14 protein-coding genes are annotated in these 15,906 nt (G+C 71.8%); 11 read left to right on the forward strand and 3 right to left on the reverse strand.

From position 1 onward, the window contains the following. The first annotated feature begins 189 nt into the window (after positions 1-189). The 3 genes from ACH34S_RS36165 to clpX all read left to right on the forward strand — a co-directional run bounded on the left by ACH34S_RS36165 (position 190) and on the right by clpX (position 3,042). Positions 190-822: a ClpP family protease gene (locus ACH34S_RS36165; protein ID WP_395957432.1), complete on the forward strand. Its 633-nt coding sequence runs from the start codon at positions 190-192 to the stop codon at positions 820-822. A gap of 87 nt (positions 823-909) precedes the next feature. Then, positions 910-1,593 carry an ATP-dependent Clp protease proteolytic subunit gene (locus ACH34S_RS36170; RefSeq protein ID WP_395957402.1) on the forward strand — a complete coding sequence of 228 codons (684 nt, stop codon included), beginning with the start codon at positions 910-912 and terminating at the stop codon, positions 1,591-1,593. A gap of 174 nt (positions 1,594-1,767) precedes the next feature. After that, entirely contained in the window at positions 1,768-3,042 is a 1,275-nt protein-coding gene (gene clpX / locus ACH34S_RS36175; protein ID WP_395957403.1) for an ATP-dependent Clp protease ATP-binding subunit ClpX, read from the forward strand. A 63-nt stretch (positions 3,043-3,105) separates the two neighbouring features. Here the strand turns inward: clpX and ACH34S_RS36180 are convergent, their stop codons facing one another. Beyond that, positions 3,106-3,768, reverse strand: coding sequence for a response regulator (locus ACH34S_RS36180; RefSeq protein WP_395957404.1), 663 nt, complete (start codon positions 3,766-3,768; stop codon positions 3,106-3,108). Then, positions 3,769-4,563, reverse strand: coding sequence for a sensor histidine kinase (locus tag ACH34S_RS36185; protein ID WP_395957405.1), 795 nt, complete (start codon positions 4,561-4,563; stop codon positions 3,769-3,771). 153 nt (positions 4,564-4,716) lie between these two features. Here ACH34S_RS36185 and ACH34S_RS36190 point away from each other — a divergent pair, with 153 nt between their 5' ends. Both ACH34S_RS36190 and ACH34S_RS36195 read left to right on the forward strand, forming a co-directional pair. Then, complete coding sequence (locus ACH34S_RS36190; protein WP_395957406.1) at positions 4,717-7,350, forward strand: valine--tRNA ligase; 2,634 nt, start codon at positions 4,717-4,719, stop codon at positions 7,348-7,350. Between the two features lie 27 nt (positions 7,351-7,377). Further along, complete coding sequence (locus ACH34S_RS36195) at positions 7,378-8,355, forward strand: hypothetical protein (RefSeq protein WP_395957407.1); 978 nt, start codon at positions 7,378-7,380, stop codon at positions 8,353-8,355. Here the strand turns inward: ACH34S_RS36195 and ACH34S_RS36200 are convergent. Further along, entirely contained in the window at positions 8,327-9,529 is a 1,203-nt protein-coding gene (locus ACH34S_RS36200) for a hypothetical protein (protein ID WP_395957408.1), read from the reverse strand. The two genes, ACH34S_RS36195 and ACH34S_RS36200, sit on opposite strands and share 29 nt — an antisense overlap. 107 nt (positions 9,530-9,636) lie before the next feature. Here ACH34S_RS36200 and ACH34S_RS36205 point away from each other — a divergent pair, with 107 nt between their 5' ends. The 6 genes from ACH34S_RS36205 (at position 9,637) to mreC (ending at position 15,905) form a co-directional block, all read left to right on the forward strand. Further along, positions 9,637-11,007, forward strand: a complete 1,371-nt coding sequence (locus tag ACH34S_RS36205; protein WP_395957433.1) for a bifunctional folylpolyglutamate synthase/dihydrofolate synthase — start codon at positions 9,637-9,639, stop codon at positions 11,005-11,007. A gap of 5 nt (positions 11,008-11,012) precedes the next feature. Next, positions 11,013-11,357, forward strand: a complete 345-nt coding sequence (locus tag ACH34S_RS36210) for a DUF4233 domain-containing protein (protein WP_395957434.1) — start codon at positions 11,013-11,015, stop codon at positions 11,355-11,357. Between the two features lie 127 nt (positions 11,358-11,484). Continuing rightward, the gene (locus tag ACH34S_RS36215; protein ID WP_395957409.1) at positions 11,485-12,942 is read left to right on the forward strand and encodes a hypothetical protein; all 1,458 of its coding nucleotides are present in this window, start codon (positions 11,485-11,487) and stop codon (positions 12,940-12,942) included. A 45-nt stretch (positions 12,943-12,987) separates the two neighbouring features. After that, entirely contained in the window at positions 12,988-13,398 is a 411-nt protein-coding gene (ndk, locus tag ACH34S_RS36220) for a nucleoside-diphosphate kinase (protein ID WP_132171694.1), read from the forward strand. A gap of 348 nt (positions 13,399-13,746) precedes the next feature. Then, entirely contained in the window at positions 13,747-14,781 is a 1,035-nt protein-coding gene (locus ACH34S_RS36225) for a rod shape-determining protein (RefSeq protein ID WP_117401930.1), read from the forward strand. Between the two features lie 110 nt (positions 14,782-14,891). After that, positions 14,892-15,905 carry a rod shape-determining protein MreC gene (mreC, locus tag ACH34S_RS36230; RefSeq protein ID WP_395957410.1) on the forward strand — a complete coding sequence of 338 codons (1,014 nt, stop codon included), beginning with the start codon at positions 14,892-14,894 and terminating at the stop codon, positions 15,903-15,905. Position 15,906: the final 1 nt, after the last annotated feature.

A 15,906-nucleotide genomic window follows, 5' to 3' on the forward strand; every position in this document is an offset into this window, starting at 1 on the left:
GCACAGCACCGAGCACGCCCCGCATCCGGACACCGGGTGCGGGGCGTGTCGCGTATTCCCACGACACACCCGGTCGCCAGCGGGTACGCCCCTGGCGAAAAGCCGCCCCCACGGGCTTAAGCGGGCCCGTGAGCGCGTTAATGTCCAATCATCCGAACCGATAAAAGGACCGGAGGAACACCGGTGAGCATGCCTCCGACTTTCGACGAGTCGTCACGGATCCAGGCGCGGGTCGCCGAGGCGCCCATGTTGCCTCTGGGTGACCAGCTGTTCCAGCGGCTGCTGCGCGAGCGGATCGTCTTCCTCGGCCAGCAGGTCGACGACGACATCGCGAACCGCATCTGCGCGGAGCTGCTGCTCCTCTCGGCCGAGGACGGCCGCCGCGACATCACGCTCTACATCAACTCGCCAGGCGGCTCCGTCACCGCCGGTATGGCGATCTACGACGTCATGCAGTACGTCCCGAACGACGTCGTCACGGTCGGCATGGGCCTCGCCGCGTCGATGGGGCAGTTCCTGCTGTGCGCGGGGACGCGCGGCAAGCGCTACGCCCTGCCGCACGCGCGGATCATGATGCACCAGCCGTCCGGCGGCATCGGTGGCACCGCCTCCGACATCAAGATCCAGGCGGAGCAGATGCTGTACGTCAAGCGGACGCTCGCCGAGAAGATCGCCGAGCACACGAGCCAGCCGCTCGAGCAGATCGAGCGCGACTCCGACCGCGACCGCTGGTTCACCGCCGACGAGGCCAAGGACTACGGATTCGTCGACCACGTGGTGCTCAGCGCCACCCAGGTGCCCTCCGAGGGCACGGTCTCCTGACGACCTGACCAGAATTTCGGAGGCAGACAAGTGAGCGACCTCATCCGACCGGGTTTCACCGATCTGACTCGGCCCCTTCCGGGGGGCGTGGGGGGTCGTCCCCCCACAGGGAGCAGGCCCGGCGTCCAGGCGGGCGGCGGCCCGGCCCCGGCCGAGAGCCGGTACATCATCCCGTCGTTCGTCGAGCGCACCACGTACGGGGTCAAGGAGATGAACCCGTACAACAAGCTGTTCGAGGAGCGGATCATCTTCCTCGGGATCCAGATCGACGACGCGTCCGCCAACGACGTGATGGCCCAGCTGATCACGCTGGAGTCGATCGACCCGGACCGCGACATCAGCATCTACATCAACTCGCCCGGCGGATCCTTCACCGCCATGACGGCGATCTACGACACGATGCAGTTCGTGAAGCCGGACATCCAGACGGTCTGCATCGGCCAGGCGGCCTCCGCCGCGGCGGTGCTGCTCGCCGCCGGGACGCCGGGCAAGCGCGCCGCGCTGCCCAACGCGCGGATGCTGATCCACCAGCCCGCGACCGAGGGCACCTACGGCCAGTCCAGCGACATCGAGATCCAGGCGCGCGAGATCATGCGGATCCGGGAGCTGCTGGAGACGATCCTGGCCGAGCACAGCGGCAAGAGCATCGAGCAGGTCCGCCGCGACATCGAGCGCGACAAGATCCTCACGGCGGACGAGGCGAAGGAATACGGTCTTATCGACGACGTCTTCGCCAGCAGGAAGCGCAAGGCCGAGGTAGTGTCGTCCTGAGACGGCACCAGGACGAGGGAGACCCCCGAGCCCGGGCGTCACACTTCCGGGCGAGGGGCTTCCCAAGTCCGTTGGAGGCGGTAACGTCGAAACCAACGTCGAGAGCCTTCGGGACGCAACCGAGCTGCGCCGCAATCTCCATGGCGGGCGGCCCCACGAAAAGGAGACAGTTGGGTGGCACGCATCGGCGACGGCGGTGACCTGCTGAAGTGCTCGTTCTGCGGAAAGAGCCAGAAGCAGGTCAAGAAGCTCATCGCGGGTCCGGGCGTGTACATCTGCGACGAGTGCATCGATCTCTGTAACGAGATCATCGAGGAGGAGCTCTCCGAGACCTCCGACCTCAAGTGGGACAACCTGCCCAAGCCGCGGGAGATCTACGAGTTCCTCGACTCCTACGTGATCGGGCAGGAGACGGCGAAGAAGGCGCTGTCCGTCGCCGTCTACAACCACTACAAGCGGATCCAGTCGGGCGAGACCGGCCGGGAAGACCCGGTCGAGATCGGCAAGTCGAACATCCTGCTGCTCGGCCCCACCGGATCCGGTAAGACGCTTCTCGCGCAGACGCTCGCCAAACTCCTCAACGTGCCGTTCGCGATCGCGGACGCGACGGCGCTGACGGAGGCCGGGTACGTGGGGGAGGACGTCGAGAACATCCTCCTCAAGCTCATCCAGGCGGCCGACTACGACGTCAAGAAGGCCGAGACCGGGATCATCTACATCGACGAGGTCGACAAGGTCGCCCGCAAGAGCGAGAACCCGTCGATCACCCGGGACGTGTCGGGCGAAGGCGTCCAGCAGGCGCTGCTGAAGATCCTGGAGGGCACCACCGCGAGCGTCCCGCCGCAGGGCGGCCGCAAGCACCCGCACCAGGAGTTCATCCAGATCGACACCACCAACGTGCTGTTCATCTGCGGTGGCGCGTTCGCCGGCCTGGAGAAGATCGTCGAGTCGCGGGTCGGGAAGCAGGGCATGGGCTTCGGCGCCCAGATCCGCTCCAAGTCCGACTTCGAGGAGTCCTCCGCCGTCCTCGGCGACGTCATGCCGGAAGACCTGCTGAAGTTCGGCATGATCCCCGAGTTCATCGGCCGGCTGCCGATCATGACGTCGGTGCACAACCTCGACCGTGAGGCCCTGATCAACATCCTCACCGAGCCGAAGAACGCGCTGGTCCGCCAGTACCACCGGCTCTTCGAGCTCGACGGCGTCGACCTGGAGTTCACCGACGACGCGCTGGAGGCCATCGCCGACCAGGCCATCCTGCGCGGCACCGGAGCCCGCGGCCTGCGCGCCATCATGGAGGAGGTCCTCCTGTCGGTGATGTACGAGGTGCCGAGCCGCCAGGACGTCGCCCGCGTGGTCATCACCCGCGAGGCGGTGCTGGAGCACGTCAACCCGACCCTCGTCCCGCGCGACCGCCCGAAGCGCGAACCGCGCGAAAAGTCGGCTTAGGCGAACGACGAAACGCCCTCGACCTCACGGTCGGGGGCGTTCGGCGTTCCGGGGGCAGCCTCGTCAGTGGCGGGTCTTCGACGACTCGCCGAGACCGGCCTCGCGGGCCACGACGATGGCCTGGGCGCGGTCGGCGACGTGCAGCTTCATGAAGATGTTCGAGACGTGGTTGCGGACGGTCTTCTGGCTGAGGAACAGCGTCCCGGCGATGTCGGCGTTGCTGCGGCCCTGCGCGATCAGCCCCAGCACCTCCCGCTCCCGGTCGGTGAGCTCGGGGAACGCGGCGCGGCGCGGGTCGGGCATGTCCGTGAAGTAGGTGAGGACGCGGCGGGCGATCTCAGGGCCGTAGATGGCCTCGCCGGCCGCGACGGCCCGGACCGCACGGGCGATCTCCTCGGCGCCGGACTCCTTCAGCAGGTAGCCGCGGGCGCCGGCGCGCATCGCCGCGAAGACGGAGTCGTCGTCGCGGAACATCGTCAGCACCAGCACGCCGATGCGCGGGTTCGTCCGGGTGATGGTGCGGGTGGCCTCGATGCCGTTGCCGCCCGGCATGTGCAGGTCCATCACGACGACGTCCGGCTGGAGCTCGGCGGCCAGCCGGACCGCGTCCGGGCCGTTCTCCGCCTCGCCGACGACGTCCACGCCCAGCGCCTGCAGCAGGCCCTTCAGGCCCTGCCTGAACACCGGATGGTCGTCGGTGATGAGGACCCGGATCGTCTCCGCCATCTACGCCCCGCCTCTTCCCATGGAAGGACGATGGTACCCGGCGGCCGCCGCCGCGGCGGCGAGCGGCAGGTGGGCGGTGACGACGGTTCCGCCGCCGTTGCGGGACGTGATCGCGCAGCTGCCGCCGACCTCCGCGGCCCACTCCTTCATCGCCGCCATCCCGCGCCGCATCGGCTGCCCGCCGTTGCGGGACGCGTCGGGCAGCCCGGGGCCGGTGTCGGCCACCATCAGGTGCAGCTCGGCGTCGCGCGTCAGCCGGACCATCGCGGTGCTCGCGGGCGCGTGCAGCCGGACGTTCGTCAGCGCCTCCTGCGCGATGCGGTACGCCGCGACCTCGACGGCGGCGGGCAGCTCCAGGTGCGCGCCGTCGAACCGCACGTCGACGCGCTCGCAGCAGCCCTCGGCGAACGACTCGATGGCCGCGACGAGCCCGAGGTCGTCGAGGGCGGGCGGGCGCAGGCCGTGCGCCAGGTCGCGGATCTCGCCGACGGCGGAGGCCAGCCGGTCCCGGACGTCGGCGAGCAGCGGATCGGCACGTTCCGGTTCGCAGGCGAGCGTGATGCGCGCCGCGTCCAGCGACATGGCGAGGCTGGCGAGCGTCGGCCCGAGCCCGTCGTGCAGGTCGTGCCGCAGCCGGCGGCGCTCCTCCTCGCTGCTGGCGAGGATCCGTTCCCGCGATCGCTGCAGGTCGGCGGTGAGGCGGCGGAGGTGAGGGATGGTCGCGGCACGCGCCGCCACGGCCCCCGCGGTGAACGCGCCGGCCAGCACCGCTGCACGTGCCAGTACCGCTCGCATCCCGTCCCTCCCCTCCGCCTCGCCGTTTCGGGTTTTCCCCGCAACCCTTTCCGGCGGGGCGACCCGGTGTCAGGTGACCTGTGTCCCGACCGCGGCGGGAAACGCCCGGCCACCGGGGCCGGGAGGCTCTCCGGTCCCCGTAGAATCGCCGCCGTGACACAGCCCAGCACTCAGCGCGGCCAGGGGGCCGCCGCAGACGTCGACCTGCCCACCCAGTACCGCCCGGCGGACGTAGAAGGCCGCCTCTACGAGCGGTGGGTATCGGCGGGGCTGTTCACCGCGGGCCAGGACGGCCCCCCGTTCTCGATCGTGATCCCGCCGCCGAACGTCACCGGCTCGCTCCACATGGGCCACGCGCTCGACCACTCCATCCAGGACACCCTCGTCCGGCGGCGCCGTATGCAGGGCCACGCGACGGTGTGGGTGCCGGGCATGGACCACGCGGGCATCGCCACCCAGAACGTGGTGGAGCGCGAGCTGGCCAAGGAGGGCGTGTCGCGGCACGACCTCGGCCGCGAGGCGTTCGTGGAGCGGGTGTGGCAGTGGAAGGCGGAGTCCGGCGGCCGGATCCTCGGCCAGATGCGGCGCCTCGGCGACAGCGTCGACTGGTCCCGCGAGGCGTTCACCATGGACGACGACCGTGCCCGTGCCGTCCGGACGATCTTCAAGCGGCTGTTCGACGACGGGCTCATCTACCGCGCCGAGCGCATCATCAACTGGTGCCCGCGCTGCCTGACCGCCCTGTCCGACATCGAGGTCGAGCACGAGGACGTCGACGGCGAGCTGGTCTCCCTCCGGTACGGATCGGGCGATGACGAGATCGTCGTCGCGACCACGCGGGCGGAGACTATGCTCGGCGACACCGCCGTTGCCGTTCATCCAGAGGACGCCCGGTACGCGCACCTGGTCGGGCGGGAGATCGAGCTTCCGCTGACCGGCCGCCGCATCCCCGTCGTCGCCGACGAGCACGTCGACCCCGAGTTCGGCACGGGCGCGGTCAAGGTGACCCCGGCGCACGACCCGAACGACTTCGAGATCGGGCGGCGGCACTCGCTGCCGTCCCTGTCGGTCATGGACGAGCGCGGCGTCGTCACCGCGTCCGGGCCGTTCGAGGGCCTCGACCGGTTCGAGGCGCGCCCGGCGGTCGTGGCCGCGCTGCGCGAGCAGGGCCGGATCGTCAAGGAGGTCCGCCCCTACAAGCATTCGGTCGGGCACTGCCAGCGGTGCGCGACGGTCGTCGAGCCGCGCGTGTCGCTGCAGTGGTTCGTGAAGGTCGAGTCGCTGGCGCGGGAGGCGGGCGACGCCGTCCGCGACGGCCGCGTCAAGATCCACCCGCCGGAGATGGCGGCCCGCTACTTCGAGTGGGTCGACAACATGCACGACTGGTGCATCAGCCGCCAGCTGTGGTGGGGGCACCGCATCCCGGTCTGGTACGGGCCGGACGGCGAGGTCGTCTGCCCGGGCCCGGACGAGGAGCCGCCCGCCGGCTGGACGCAGGACACCGACGTCCTCGACACCTGGTTCTCCTCCGCGCTGTGGCCGTTCTCGACGCTCGGCTGGCCCGACGAGACCGACGACCTGAAGCGCTTCTACCCGACGTCCGTGCTGGTCACCGGGTACGACATCCTGTTCTTCTGGGTCGCCCGGATGATGATGTTCGGCCTGTACGCGATGGACGGCGTCCAGCCGTTCGACACGATCGCCCTGCACGGAATGGTCCGCGACCAGTTCGGCAAGAAGATGTCGAAGTCGTTCGGGAACGTGATCGACCCGCTCGAGTGGATCGACGAGTACGGCGCTGACGCGACCCGGTTCACGCTGCTGCGCGGCGCGAACCCCGGCGGCGACGTCCCGGTGGCGGAGCAGTGGGCGCAGGGGTCGCGCAACTTCTGCAACAAGCTGTGGAACGCGACGCGGTTCGCGCTGATCAACGGCGCGCACGTCCGCGGCGAGATGCCCGAGAAGGTGACGACCGTCGACGCGTGGGTCCTGTCGCGCCTCCAGACGGTCATCGCCGAGGTGGACGCGCACCTGGAGTCCTACGACTTCGCGAAGGCGTGCGAGACGCTCTACCACTTCGCGTGGGACGAGGTCTGCGACTGGTACGTCGAGCTGGCGAAGGTCCAGCTGGCCGACGACCGGGCCGAGGCGACGCGCCGCGTGCTGGGCGAGGTCCTCGACAAGCTGCTGCGGCTGCTGCACCCGGTGATCCCGTTCGTGACCGAGGAGCTGTGGACGGCTCTATGCATTACGCCGCCCGAACCCACCTCGGGCGGCGAGACGATCGTCACCGCGCCGTGGCCGTCCGCCGAGCCCGCACGGGCCGACCGCGACGCCGAGGCCCTCATCGAGTCGCTGCAGCGGCTCGTGACGGAGGTCCGCCGGTTCCGCGCCGACCAGGGCCTCAAGCCGGGCCAGAAGGTCGCGGCCGTGCTGGAGTGGGGCGGCTCGCCGCTCGCGGCGCACGAGGAGGGCGTCCGCGCGCTGCTGCGCCTCACCGCGCCGGGGGACGGCTTCGCGGCGACCGCGTCCCTGCCGGTCGAGGACGTCACCGTCCGGCTCGACACGGCGGGCGCCATCGACGTCGCCGCCGAACGCAAGCGGCTGGAGAAGGACCTCGCCGCCGCGCGCAAGGAGGTCGATCAGGTCGGCCGCAAGCTCGGCAACGAGGCGTTCATGGCGAAGGCGCCCGAGGCCGTCGTCGCCAAGAACCGGGACCGGCTCGCGCAGGCCGAGGCGGACATCAGGCGGCTGGAGTCACAGCTGACCGCGTTGCCTGCGGGCTGACACGGCAGCAGAACCATCGGGAGTGCCATGGCCGAATCACCCCCTCGGTCCGACAGGCCGGACTCCTCGTCCGGCGATGACCCGAACGCGCCCCGGCCCGCCGGGCAGGGTGACCTCCCGGAGGGCGCCGCGGCCGGCCCCTGGGGCGACGCGCGCCCGTGGTGGGCCGATTCCGGCGACGGGACGGGCCCACGCATGATCATCCCGGACGGGACGGGCCCGCAGATCGTGATCCGGGACGCGTCGGGCGGGCATCCGATCGTCCCGGACGGCACGGGCCCGCTGCCCATGGTCCCCGGCCCGCCGGGCCCGCCGCTGCCCGGTCCGCCGCTGCCCAGGCCGCCGTTGCCCGGTGCGCGGCCGTCCGCGGGCGGGGCGAAGCGGTTCCCGAAGGTCCTGCTCGTCTGGGGTGTCGCCGCGGTCGGGGCCGTCGTGGTCATGGCGGGCATGCTCGCGTTCCGGACGGACACCGGCGTCATCGACGGCGGCGAGAAGAAGCCCCCCGGCGGGCGGGACGCCCGCGCCGCCGGTGCCCCCGCGCCCACGACGGTGATCAGCGCCGGCGCGACCGCCGGCGGCCTGCGCATGGACGGCCTGACCGCCCCCGAGGCCAGCGCGGCGTACGCGTTCGTCGCCACCGCGGTCGAGGCGGCCGGGGTCCCGATCGCCGAGCGCGGCAAGGCCGTGTACAGCGAGGAACCCGCCCGGCCGATCAACGTGCTGTTCGTCGGCGGGACGGGCAACGTCGGCGACCCTGAGGGCTTCCTGCAGAAGGCGCGGCCGACGACGTTCATCATCGGGCAGGGCGCCGACCCAGGCGCGAACGGTGGGAAGGCCGTCTGCGGGACGTTCGCCGTCCTCGCCGACACCCACACGTACTGCGCATGGGCGACGGCCGACTCCTACGGCGTCGTCGCCTCCAACCGTCCCTCGTTCAACCCGCGGTTCGCGCTGATGGCCGACATCATGCGGCGGATCAGGAAGGACGTCGAGAAGCCGCGGTGACGAAGAGCCGCTCGGTGCCGGCGCCGACCGCGTCCAGGACGAGCCCCGTGAAGTAGACGGTGCCGAGGGCGACCACGCGGCGCCCGAGCGCGGCGAGGAACGCGGGCGTGACGGCGTCGGCGCCGACGACGTCCCAGCCGGGCGGCAGCGGGCGGGTGAAGCGCAGATGAGGCAGCGGCAGCCGGACGAACGTCACCGGCAGCCCGTCCAGCGCGGCGACGGCGCCGTCCAGGTCCTTGTGGTCGGGGAGGCAGACGGCGACGTGGTCGATCGCGCCCCAGGCGTGCCGCGCGGCGGTGAGGGCGGCGGCGATTCCCGTCCCGTCGACGGCGGAGTCGACGAGCAGCCGCGTCGCCGATCCCGGCACCTCGTGCCAGGAAAGCCGCCCCGGCAGCACGACCGACGCGAGCACCTCGCGCAGCCGCCCGCTCGGCGGCTCGGTGACGCCCGGAACGCGGCGGGCGGCGGCGACGCCGAGCTCGGCGCTGCCGCGCACCAGCCCGCCGGGCAGCAACTCCGCCACGAGCCCGCTACCACCGTTTTCCACCTGTTCCACGTCACCGAGCACCCTGCTGACCTCGGCCGGCTGAGGAGCGGACAGCACGATCGTCGCTGCCCCCGCCACGCCCAGCTTCTCCTCCGCGATCTCCGCCGGGGTGTCCCCGAGCACCCCGGCGTGCTCACGGAAGATCGGCGTGATCGCCACGACGGCGGGCGGGAAGAGGGAGACCTCGTCGGACCGCCCGCCCATGCCCGCCTCCAGGACGATCACATCCGCCCCGACACGTCGCGCATGCACGACACCCGCGATCGTGAACAACCCAGAAGGCGACAGATATCCACCCGCAGGCGCCGGTAGCGCGGCGATGGCCTCGTCCAGCACGCTCCCCAGGAAAGCCAGTTCCTCTTCAGAGACCGCACGCCCATCGACCCTGATCCGTTCGCGGTCGCTGCGCAGAGCAGGGCTCGTGACCGTGCACACCCGAAGACCAGCAGCGGCCAGATAGGCGGACGCGTACGTCGCCGCCGTCCCCTTCCCCTTTGACCCCACGACGGTCAGGACCGGCACCTCCGGGCCCAGGACGCCCAGGACGGACGCCAGCGCCCGCGCCCGCCCGAGATCGCGGGACGCGCCTGGAGCCCGCCGGTCCCATTCCCGGTAGAACACGTCCATGACTCAAGTGTGGGGCTGTCCGGAACCCCCCGGACCGCCGAGTAGGCTCTGAGATCGTGAACCAGGTAACCGAGGCGTCCGACTACCGGCGCGCGGTCGGCGCGATCATGGCCCGCGGGGTGGAGTGGGAGATCGACCCCACCCTCGACCGCGTCCGCGACCTCGTCGACGTCCTGGGCGAGCCGCACCGCGCCTACCCGGTGATCCACATCGCCGGGACCAACGGCAAGACCAGCACCGCCCGGCTCATCGAGGCGCTGCTGCGCGAGCGCGGCCTGCGCACGGGCCTGTTCACCAGCCCGGAGCTGACCACGCTGCGGGAGCGGATCGCGATCGACGGCGAGCCGATCAGCGAGGAGGGGTTCGTCGCCGCGTACGAGGACGTCCTCCCGTTCGCGCAGCTGGTCGACGGCAAGCACGAGGCGCGGCTGTCGTTCTTCGAGGTCCTCACCGCGATGGCGTACGCCGCGTTCGCGGACGCGCCCGTCGACGTCGCCGTGATCGAGACGGGCATGGGCGGCGCGTGGGACGCGACGAACGTGGCCGACGGCGCCGTCGCCGTCATCACCCCGATCGGGCTCGACCACACCCGCTACCTCGGTGACACCCTGGAGGAGATCGCCGCCGAGAAGGCGGGGATCATCAAGCCGGAGTCGGTCGTGGTGCTGGCGCAGCAGCCGGTCGAGGCGGCCGAGGTGCTGCTGCGGCGGGTCGCGGAGACCGGCGCCGCGGCGGCGCGCGAGGGCATCGAGTACGGCGTGCTCAGCCGCGACGTCGCCTTCGGCGGCCAGCAGCTGCGCCTCCAGGGCCTGCACGGCGTGTACGACGAGGTCTTCCTGCCGCTGTTCGGCGACCATCAGGCGAGCAACGCCGCGACGGCCCTCGCCGCCGTGGAGGCGTTCGCCAGCGGCACGCCGACCAGGGGAGAGCCCAACCTGGAGGCCGCGACCCGCATCGCGCCCGGCGAGTCCTACCTCGGCGGGAACGAGGGCCAGCTCGACCCGGCGCTGGTGCGCAGCGGCCTCGCCAAGTCCGCCTCGCCCGGCCGCCTTGAGGTCGTGCGGACGGGCCCGACCGTCCTGCTGGACGCCGCGCACAACCCGGCCGGGATGGCCGCGACCGTCAACACGGTCACCGAGTCGTTCGGGTTCACCCGGCTCGCCGGGGTTCTCGCGATCGCCGCGGACAAGGACGTCGCCGGCGTCCTCGACCAGCTCGAACCCGTCCTCGCCGAGCTGGTCGTGACGCGCAACTCCTCGCCGCGCTCGATGCCGCCCGAGGAGCTCGCCGAGCTCGCCGAGAGCGTGTTCGGCCCGGAGCGCGTCCATGTCGAGGAGCGCCTGGACGACGCGATCGACCGGGCGATCGGCCTCGCCGAGGAGACCGGCGAGTACCGCGGCGCCGGGGTCCTGATCACCGGCTCGGTCGTCACCGCGGGCGACGCCCGGATCCTGCTGCGCGTCGGGGAAGGCCGGTGACCGGTATGAGCGCGGGCGCCGCCGCGAATCCGGCCCGGAGGCTGTTCGCGACCGTCCTCGGCTGCGAGGCGATCGTGATCGCGCTCGCGATCCCGGTGGCGGTGACCACGTTGGACGTCGACGGCGCGACCGCGGGCGCCGTGTGCGGCGGCCTGGCCGTCGCGTGCCTGCTGATGGCGGGCCTGCTGCGGTTCCCGTGGGCGTTCGCGGCGGGCAGCGTCCTGCAGCTGGCGATCGTCGCGACCGGGTTCATGGTGCCGGCCATGTTCTTCCTCGGCGTCGTGTTCGGGGCGCTTTGGGCGACGGCATTTTGGCTGGGACGCAAGGCGGAACGCGCCCGGCCGCGCTAAGTTCGCGAGGGAACGCATTCATTCATCTGCCGATCCTGTGCAATTCCAGCCTTTTCCCTGAATCCGACATTATTCTCATTTGGGAAATGCTCGTGCGGTGGATGACGACCCTGCGAAGGAGCAGGCCGTGTCCCTGCACGCACGCGGACATGCACCCGGCGTCCCCGTCCAGGCACCTCCGGCAGCGCGCCCGGAGAGCCGCGCACGGCGCCGGCTCGCGGCGGCCGGCGCGCTGCTGCTGACGCTCACCGCCGTGCCCGCCGCCGTCCTCACGGTGCCGGACGCCGTCGTCAACGTCGTTCCCGCCGTCGCGAGCGCCCTTGACCTCGGCGACTCCGGGATCGGCGGGCTGCTGCGCGCCACCGGGCTGTCGCTGCCCGCGCTCGTCGTCGCGGTGCCGCTCGCCGCCGTGGCCGCGCGCCGGTTCTCCGCGTGGCCCGTCCTCGCCGCGGGCCTCGCCGTCCTGCTGTCCGGGCTCGGCGCGGTCACCTTCGCCGACACCGTGCCCTTGGTCGGGACGGTCCGCGCCGTCCAGGGCGTGGGCGCGGGGATGATGCTCCCCGCCTGCCTCATCCTGGTCTGGGAACGCCGGAACCACACCTTGGCCGCCGCCTTCGCGGGCACGCTCGTCGGCGCGCTTCTCCTGGCGATGCCCCTGGCGCTGACGGCCGTCCCGATGCCCGCCGACGAGCTGGCCGTCCCTGACTGGCGTGTCGCGCTCGTCCCGTTCCCGTGGGCCGCCGTGGCCGCCGCCGTGGCCGCGCTCGCCCACGTGCTCCTGCGCGGACGCGGCCCGTCGTCGCTGCCCGTGTCCCGGCACACCGAACGCGGCCAGCTGCTCCTCCCGTTCGTCCCGGCGGCGGGCTTCGCGTTCCTCGCGGTCGTCGCGGCGGCCGGCTGGTCGCCCGGCGCCCGGCTCATCGTCGCGGCCTTCGCGCTGCCCGCCCTGCTCGGCCTGGCCCTCGCCGCCGGCCGGGACTCGATCGCGGGCAGCCCGCTCGGCTGCGCCGCCGTGATGATCGCCACCGGCCTGCTCTGCTACCCGGTCGCGGGCCCGCTCGCGGGGCTCGCCGCCGCCGACGCCCACGACCGGGGCGGCGCCGCCGTCGTGCCGCTGCTCCCGTTCGCCGCCGCCGCCCTCGCCGCGATGGCCGGGGCGCTCGCCTCCGTCCTCGCCCCAGCGCGCCACGCCGTCCACACCGGCCAGGCCCTGGTGATCGCGGCGCTGCCGCTCGGCCTGCTCACCCACCTCGACGGCCGCTGGACGATGCTCGTCCCGCTCACCCTCCTCGGCACCGGCGCCGGACTGGCCCTCGCCGCCTCACTCCGCGACGCGGGCGTCGGCGCCGCGCTGTTCGGCCTGTCCCTCTGCTTCCCCGCCGTGCTGGCCGGGCAGCTCCTCGTCCTGTCCCTGCAGGCGTCGCGGCTGGAACGGCTGCGCCCGGTCACCGAGGCCGACCGGATCGACGCGCTGCGGGACGGCTACGACGTCTGGCTCATCGCCGCCGGAGCCGCCGCCGTGCTCCTCGCCGCCGCCACGGCGCGACCGTCCCGCAAGAGCGCCGCAGGCCCGGGAGCCCGGTAAGATTCGCGGGCCGCATATTCCGAAGTTTCCCAAGGAGAACCACCCGTGTCCGAGCGCACTCTCGTCCTCGTCAAGCCCGACGGCGTCCGCCGCGGTGTCATCGGTGAGGTCATCTCCCGGATCGAGCGCAAGGGCCTGAAGCTCGTCGCGCTGGAACTCCGCACCCTCGCCCGCGAGACCGCCGAGGCCCACTACGAGGAGCACGCGAGCAAGCCGTTCTTCGGCGAGCTCGTCGAGTTCATCACCGGCGGCCCGCTCGTCGCCATGGTCGTCGAGGGCCCGCGCGCCATCGAGGCCTTCCGCGCCCTCGCCGGCGCCACCGACCCGGTCAGCGCCACCCCCGGCACCATCCGCGGCGACTTCGCCCTGGAGATCGGCGAGAACATCGTCCACGGCTCCGACTCGACCTACTCCGCCGACCGCGAGATCAAGCTCTTCTTCCCCGAACTCGGTTAGCCCTGTTTACCCAGGGGGGCGACCCCCTGGAACCCCCGTTGCGGTCGGTGGGCCGTTTCCCGAGCCGCTGGCGCGTCTCGTGAAACGGCCCGCCGACCGTCGGGTCGTGCGACCTCCGGGCGCTGGGCGCCCTCCGGCCGCACGACCCGTGGCCCCGGCTGAGGTTCGTCCCGCCGGGGCCGAGGCGGTTGATCCGCCGCCCGCTCGGCTTTTGGTGAATGCAGGCCGCTCACAGGGTCGTTTTTGATCGACTTGCGGGGCCCGGGTGACTGCCCGGGGGCGTCCGTGCACGTTACGATGGACGCGCCGCTATACACGCCCGTCAATCTTGAAGGGCTCCCTTTCTTCATGGGTAACAAGCTGTCGTTTCTCGGCCGTGACATGGCGGTCGATCTTGGTACCGCCAACACCCTGGTGTACGTGCGCGGGCGTGGCATCGTCCTGAACGAACCGTCCGTGGTTGCGATCAACACCAACACCGGGAAGATCGTCGCGGTGGGCATCGAGGCGAAGCGGATGATCGGCCGCACGCCGGGCAACATCGTCGCGGTCCGCCCGCTGAAGGACGGCGTCATCGCCGACTTCGACGTCACCGAACGGATGCTCCGCTATTTCATCCAGAAGGTGCACAAACGTCGGCATTTCGCCAAGCCGCGAATCGTGGTCGCGGTGCCGAGCGGCATCACCGGTGTTGAGCAGCGCGCGGTGAAGGAGGCCGGCTACCAGGCCGGCGCCCGCCGGGTGTACATCATCGAGGAGCCGATGGCCGCCGCGATCGGCGCCGGGCTGCCCGTCTACGAGCCGACCGGGAACATGGTGGTCGACATCGGCGGCGGTACCACCGAGGTCGCGATCATCTCGCTCGGCGGGATCGTCACCAGCCAGTCCGTCCGCGTCGGCGGCGACGAGCTCGACCAGGCCGTCATCTCGTTCTCCAAGAAGGAGTACTCCCTGATGCTCGGGGAACGTACGGCCGAGGAGATCAAGATGGCGATCGGGTCCGCCTACCCCGGCGGCGACGAGGAGCCGCATGCCGAGATCCGCGGCCGCGACCTCGTCAGCGGGCTGCCGAAGACCGTCGTGATCTCCGCCGAGGAGGTCAGGCGGGCCATCGAGGAGCCGGTCAACGCCGTGGTGGACGCGGTGAAGACCACGCTCGACAAGTGCCCGCCCGAGCTGTCCGGCGACATCATGGACCGCGGGATCGCGCTCACCGGTGGTGGCGCGCTGCTGAAGAACCTCGACGAGCGGCTCCGCGAGGAGACCGGGATGCCCATCCACCTGGTGGACAACCCGCTCGACTCGGTGGTGCTCGGCACCGGCAAGTGCGTCGAAGACTTCGAGGAACTCCGGCAGGTGCTGGTGCCGGAGCCGCGACACTGAATAGTTTTCATCCGGCCTGTTCGCTGTGGCATGACTTGTGGTGGGACCGAGGATGAAAGTTATTCACTTGAGATACCCCCCGGCGGACTAGGGAACGGGAGGTCGGCGGGGTGAAGGACACCCGGCGTACCCGCGTCATGCTCGGCGTGCTGCTCGTCGTGGCGCTCGCGATGATCACCATCGACTACCGCGGCGGATCGCAGTCGCCGCTGCGCGGGCTGCGCAGCCTCGGCGCGTCGGTGTTCGGGCCGGTGGAGCGGGTGTCGGCGTCCGTCGTCCGGCCGGTGAGCAACACCCTCGACGCGATCACCGACGCGCCGGGCGAGCGGCGCCGCGCCGACCGGCTCGAACGGCAGAACCAGCAGCTCCGCGAGCGGCTCCGCTCCATGCGTCTCGACCAGGACAAGTCCGCCCAGCTGCAGCGGCTGCTCGGCACCGCCGGGATGGGCGGCTACGAGATCCTCGCCGCGCAGGTGATCTCCGCCGGGCAGGGCTTCGAGGACACCGTCACCATCGACGCCGGCAGCCGCAGCGGCATCAAGCGGGACATGACCGTGATGAGCGCGGACGGGCTCGTCGGCCGCGTCACCCGCGTCGGGCCCGCGACGGCGACCGTGCTGCTCGCCACCGACCAGACCTCGTCGATCGGGTCCCGGCTCGAAGGCTCCAAGGAGATCGGGATCGTGCAGGGCCGCGGGCGCCGCGGCCTTGGCGGGCACGGCACCACGCCGCTGCGCCTCCAGCTGCTGGACGCCGCCGCCCCCGTCCAGGTCGGGCAGCGGCTCGTCACGCTCGGCTCGCAGGGCCAGCGGCCCTACGTCCCGGGCGTCCCCATCGGCGTCGTCGAGCGGATCGACCGCTCCTCCGGCGGCCTGACCCGCACCGCCTACGTCCGGCCGTTCGTGAAGTTCACCAGCCTGGACGTCGTCGCCGTCGTCGTCGCCCCGCCTAAGACCGACCCGCGCGACGCGGTGCTGCCGCCGAAGCCGAAACCGCCGCCCACGCCGACGCCGACGCCGAGCACCAGCCCGAACCCGTCCGCGAGCCCGTCCGGCAGCGGGCGCCCGGACGCGCGGCCGAGCGGCTCGGGAAGCCCGTCCACGAATCCGAGCCGGGGGGACTGAC

Source organism: Actinomadura sp. 3N508, from assembly GCF_044326375.1.
Taxonomy (GTDB): domain Bacteria; phylum Actinomycetota; class Actinomycetes; order Streptosporangiales; family Streptosporangiaceae; genus Spirillospora.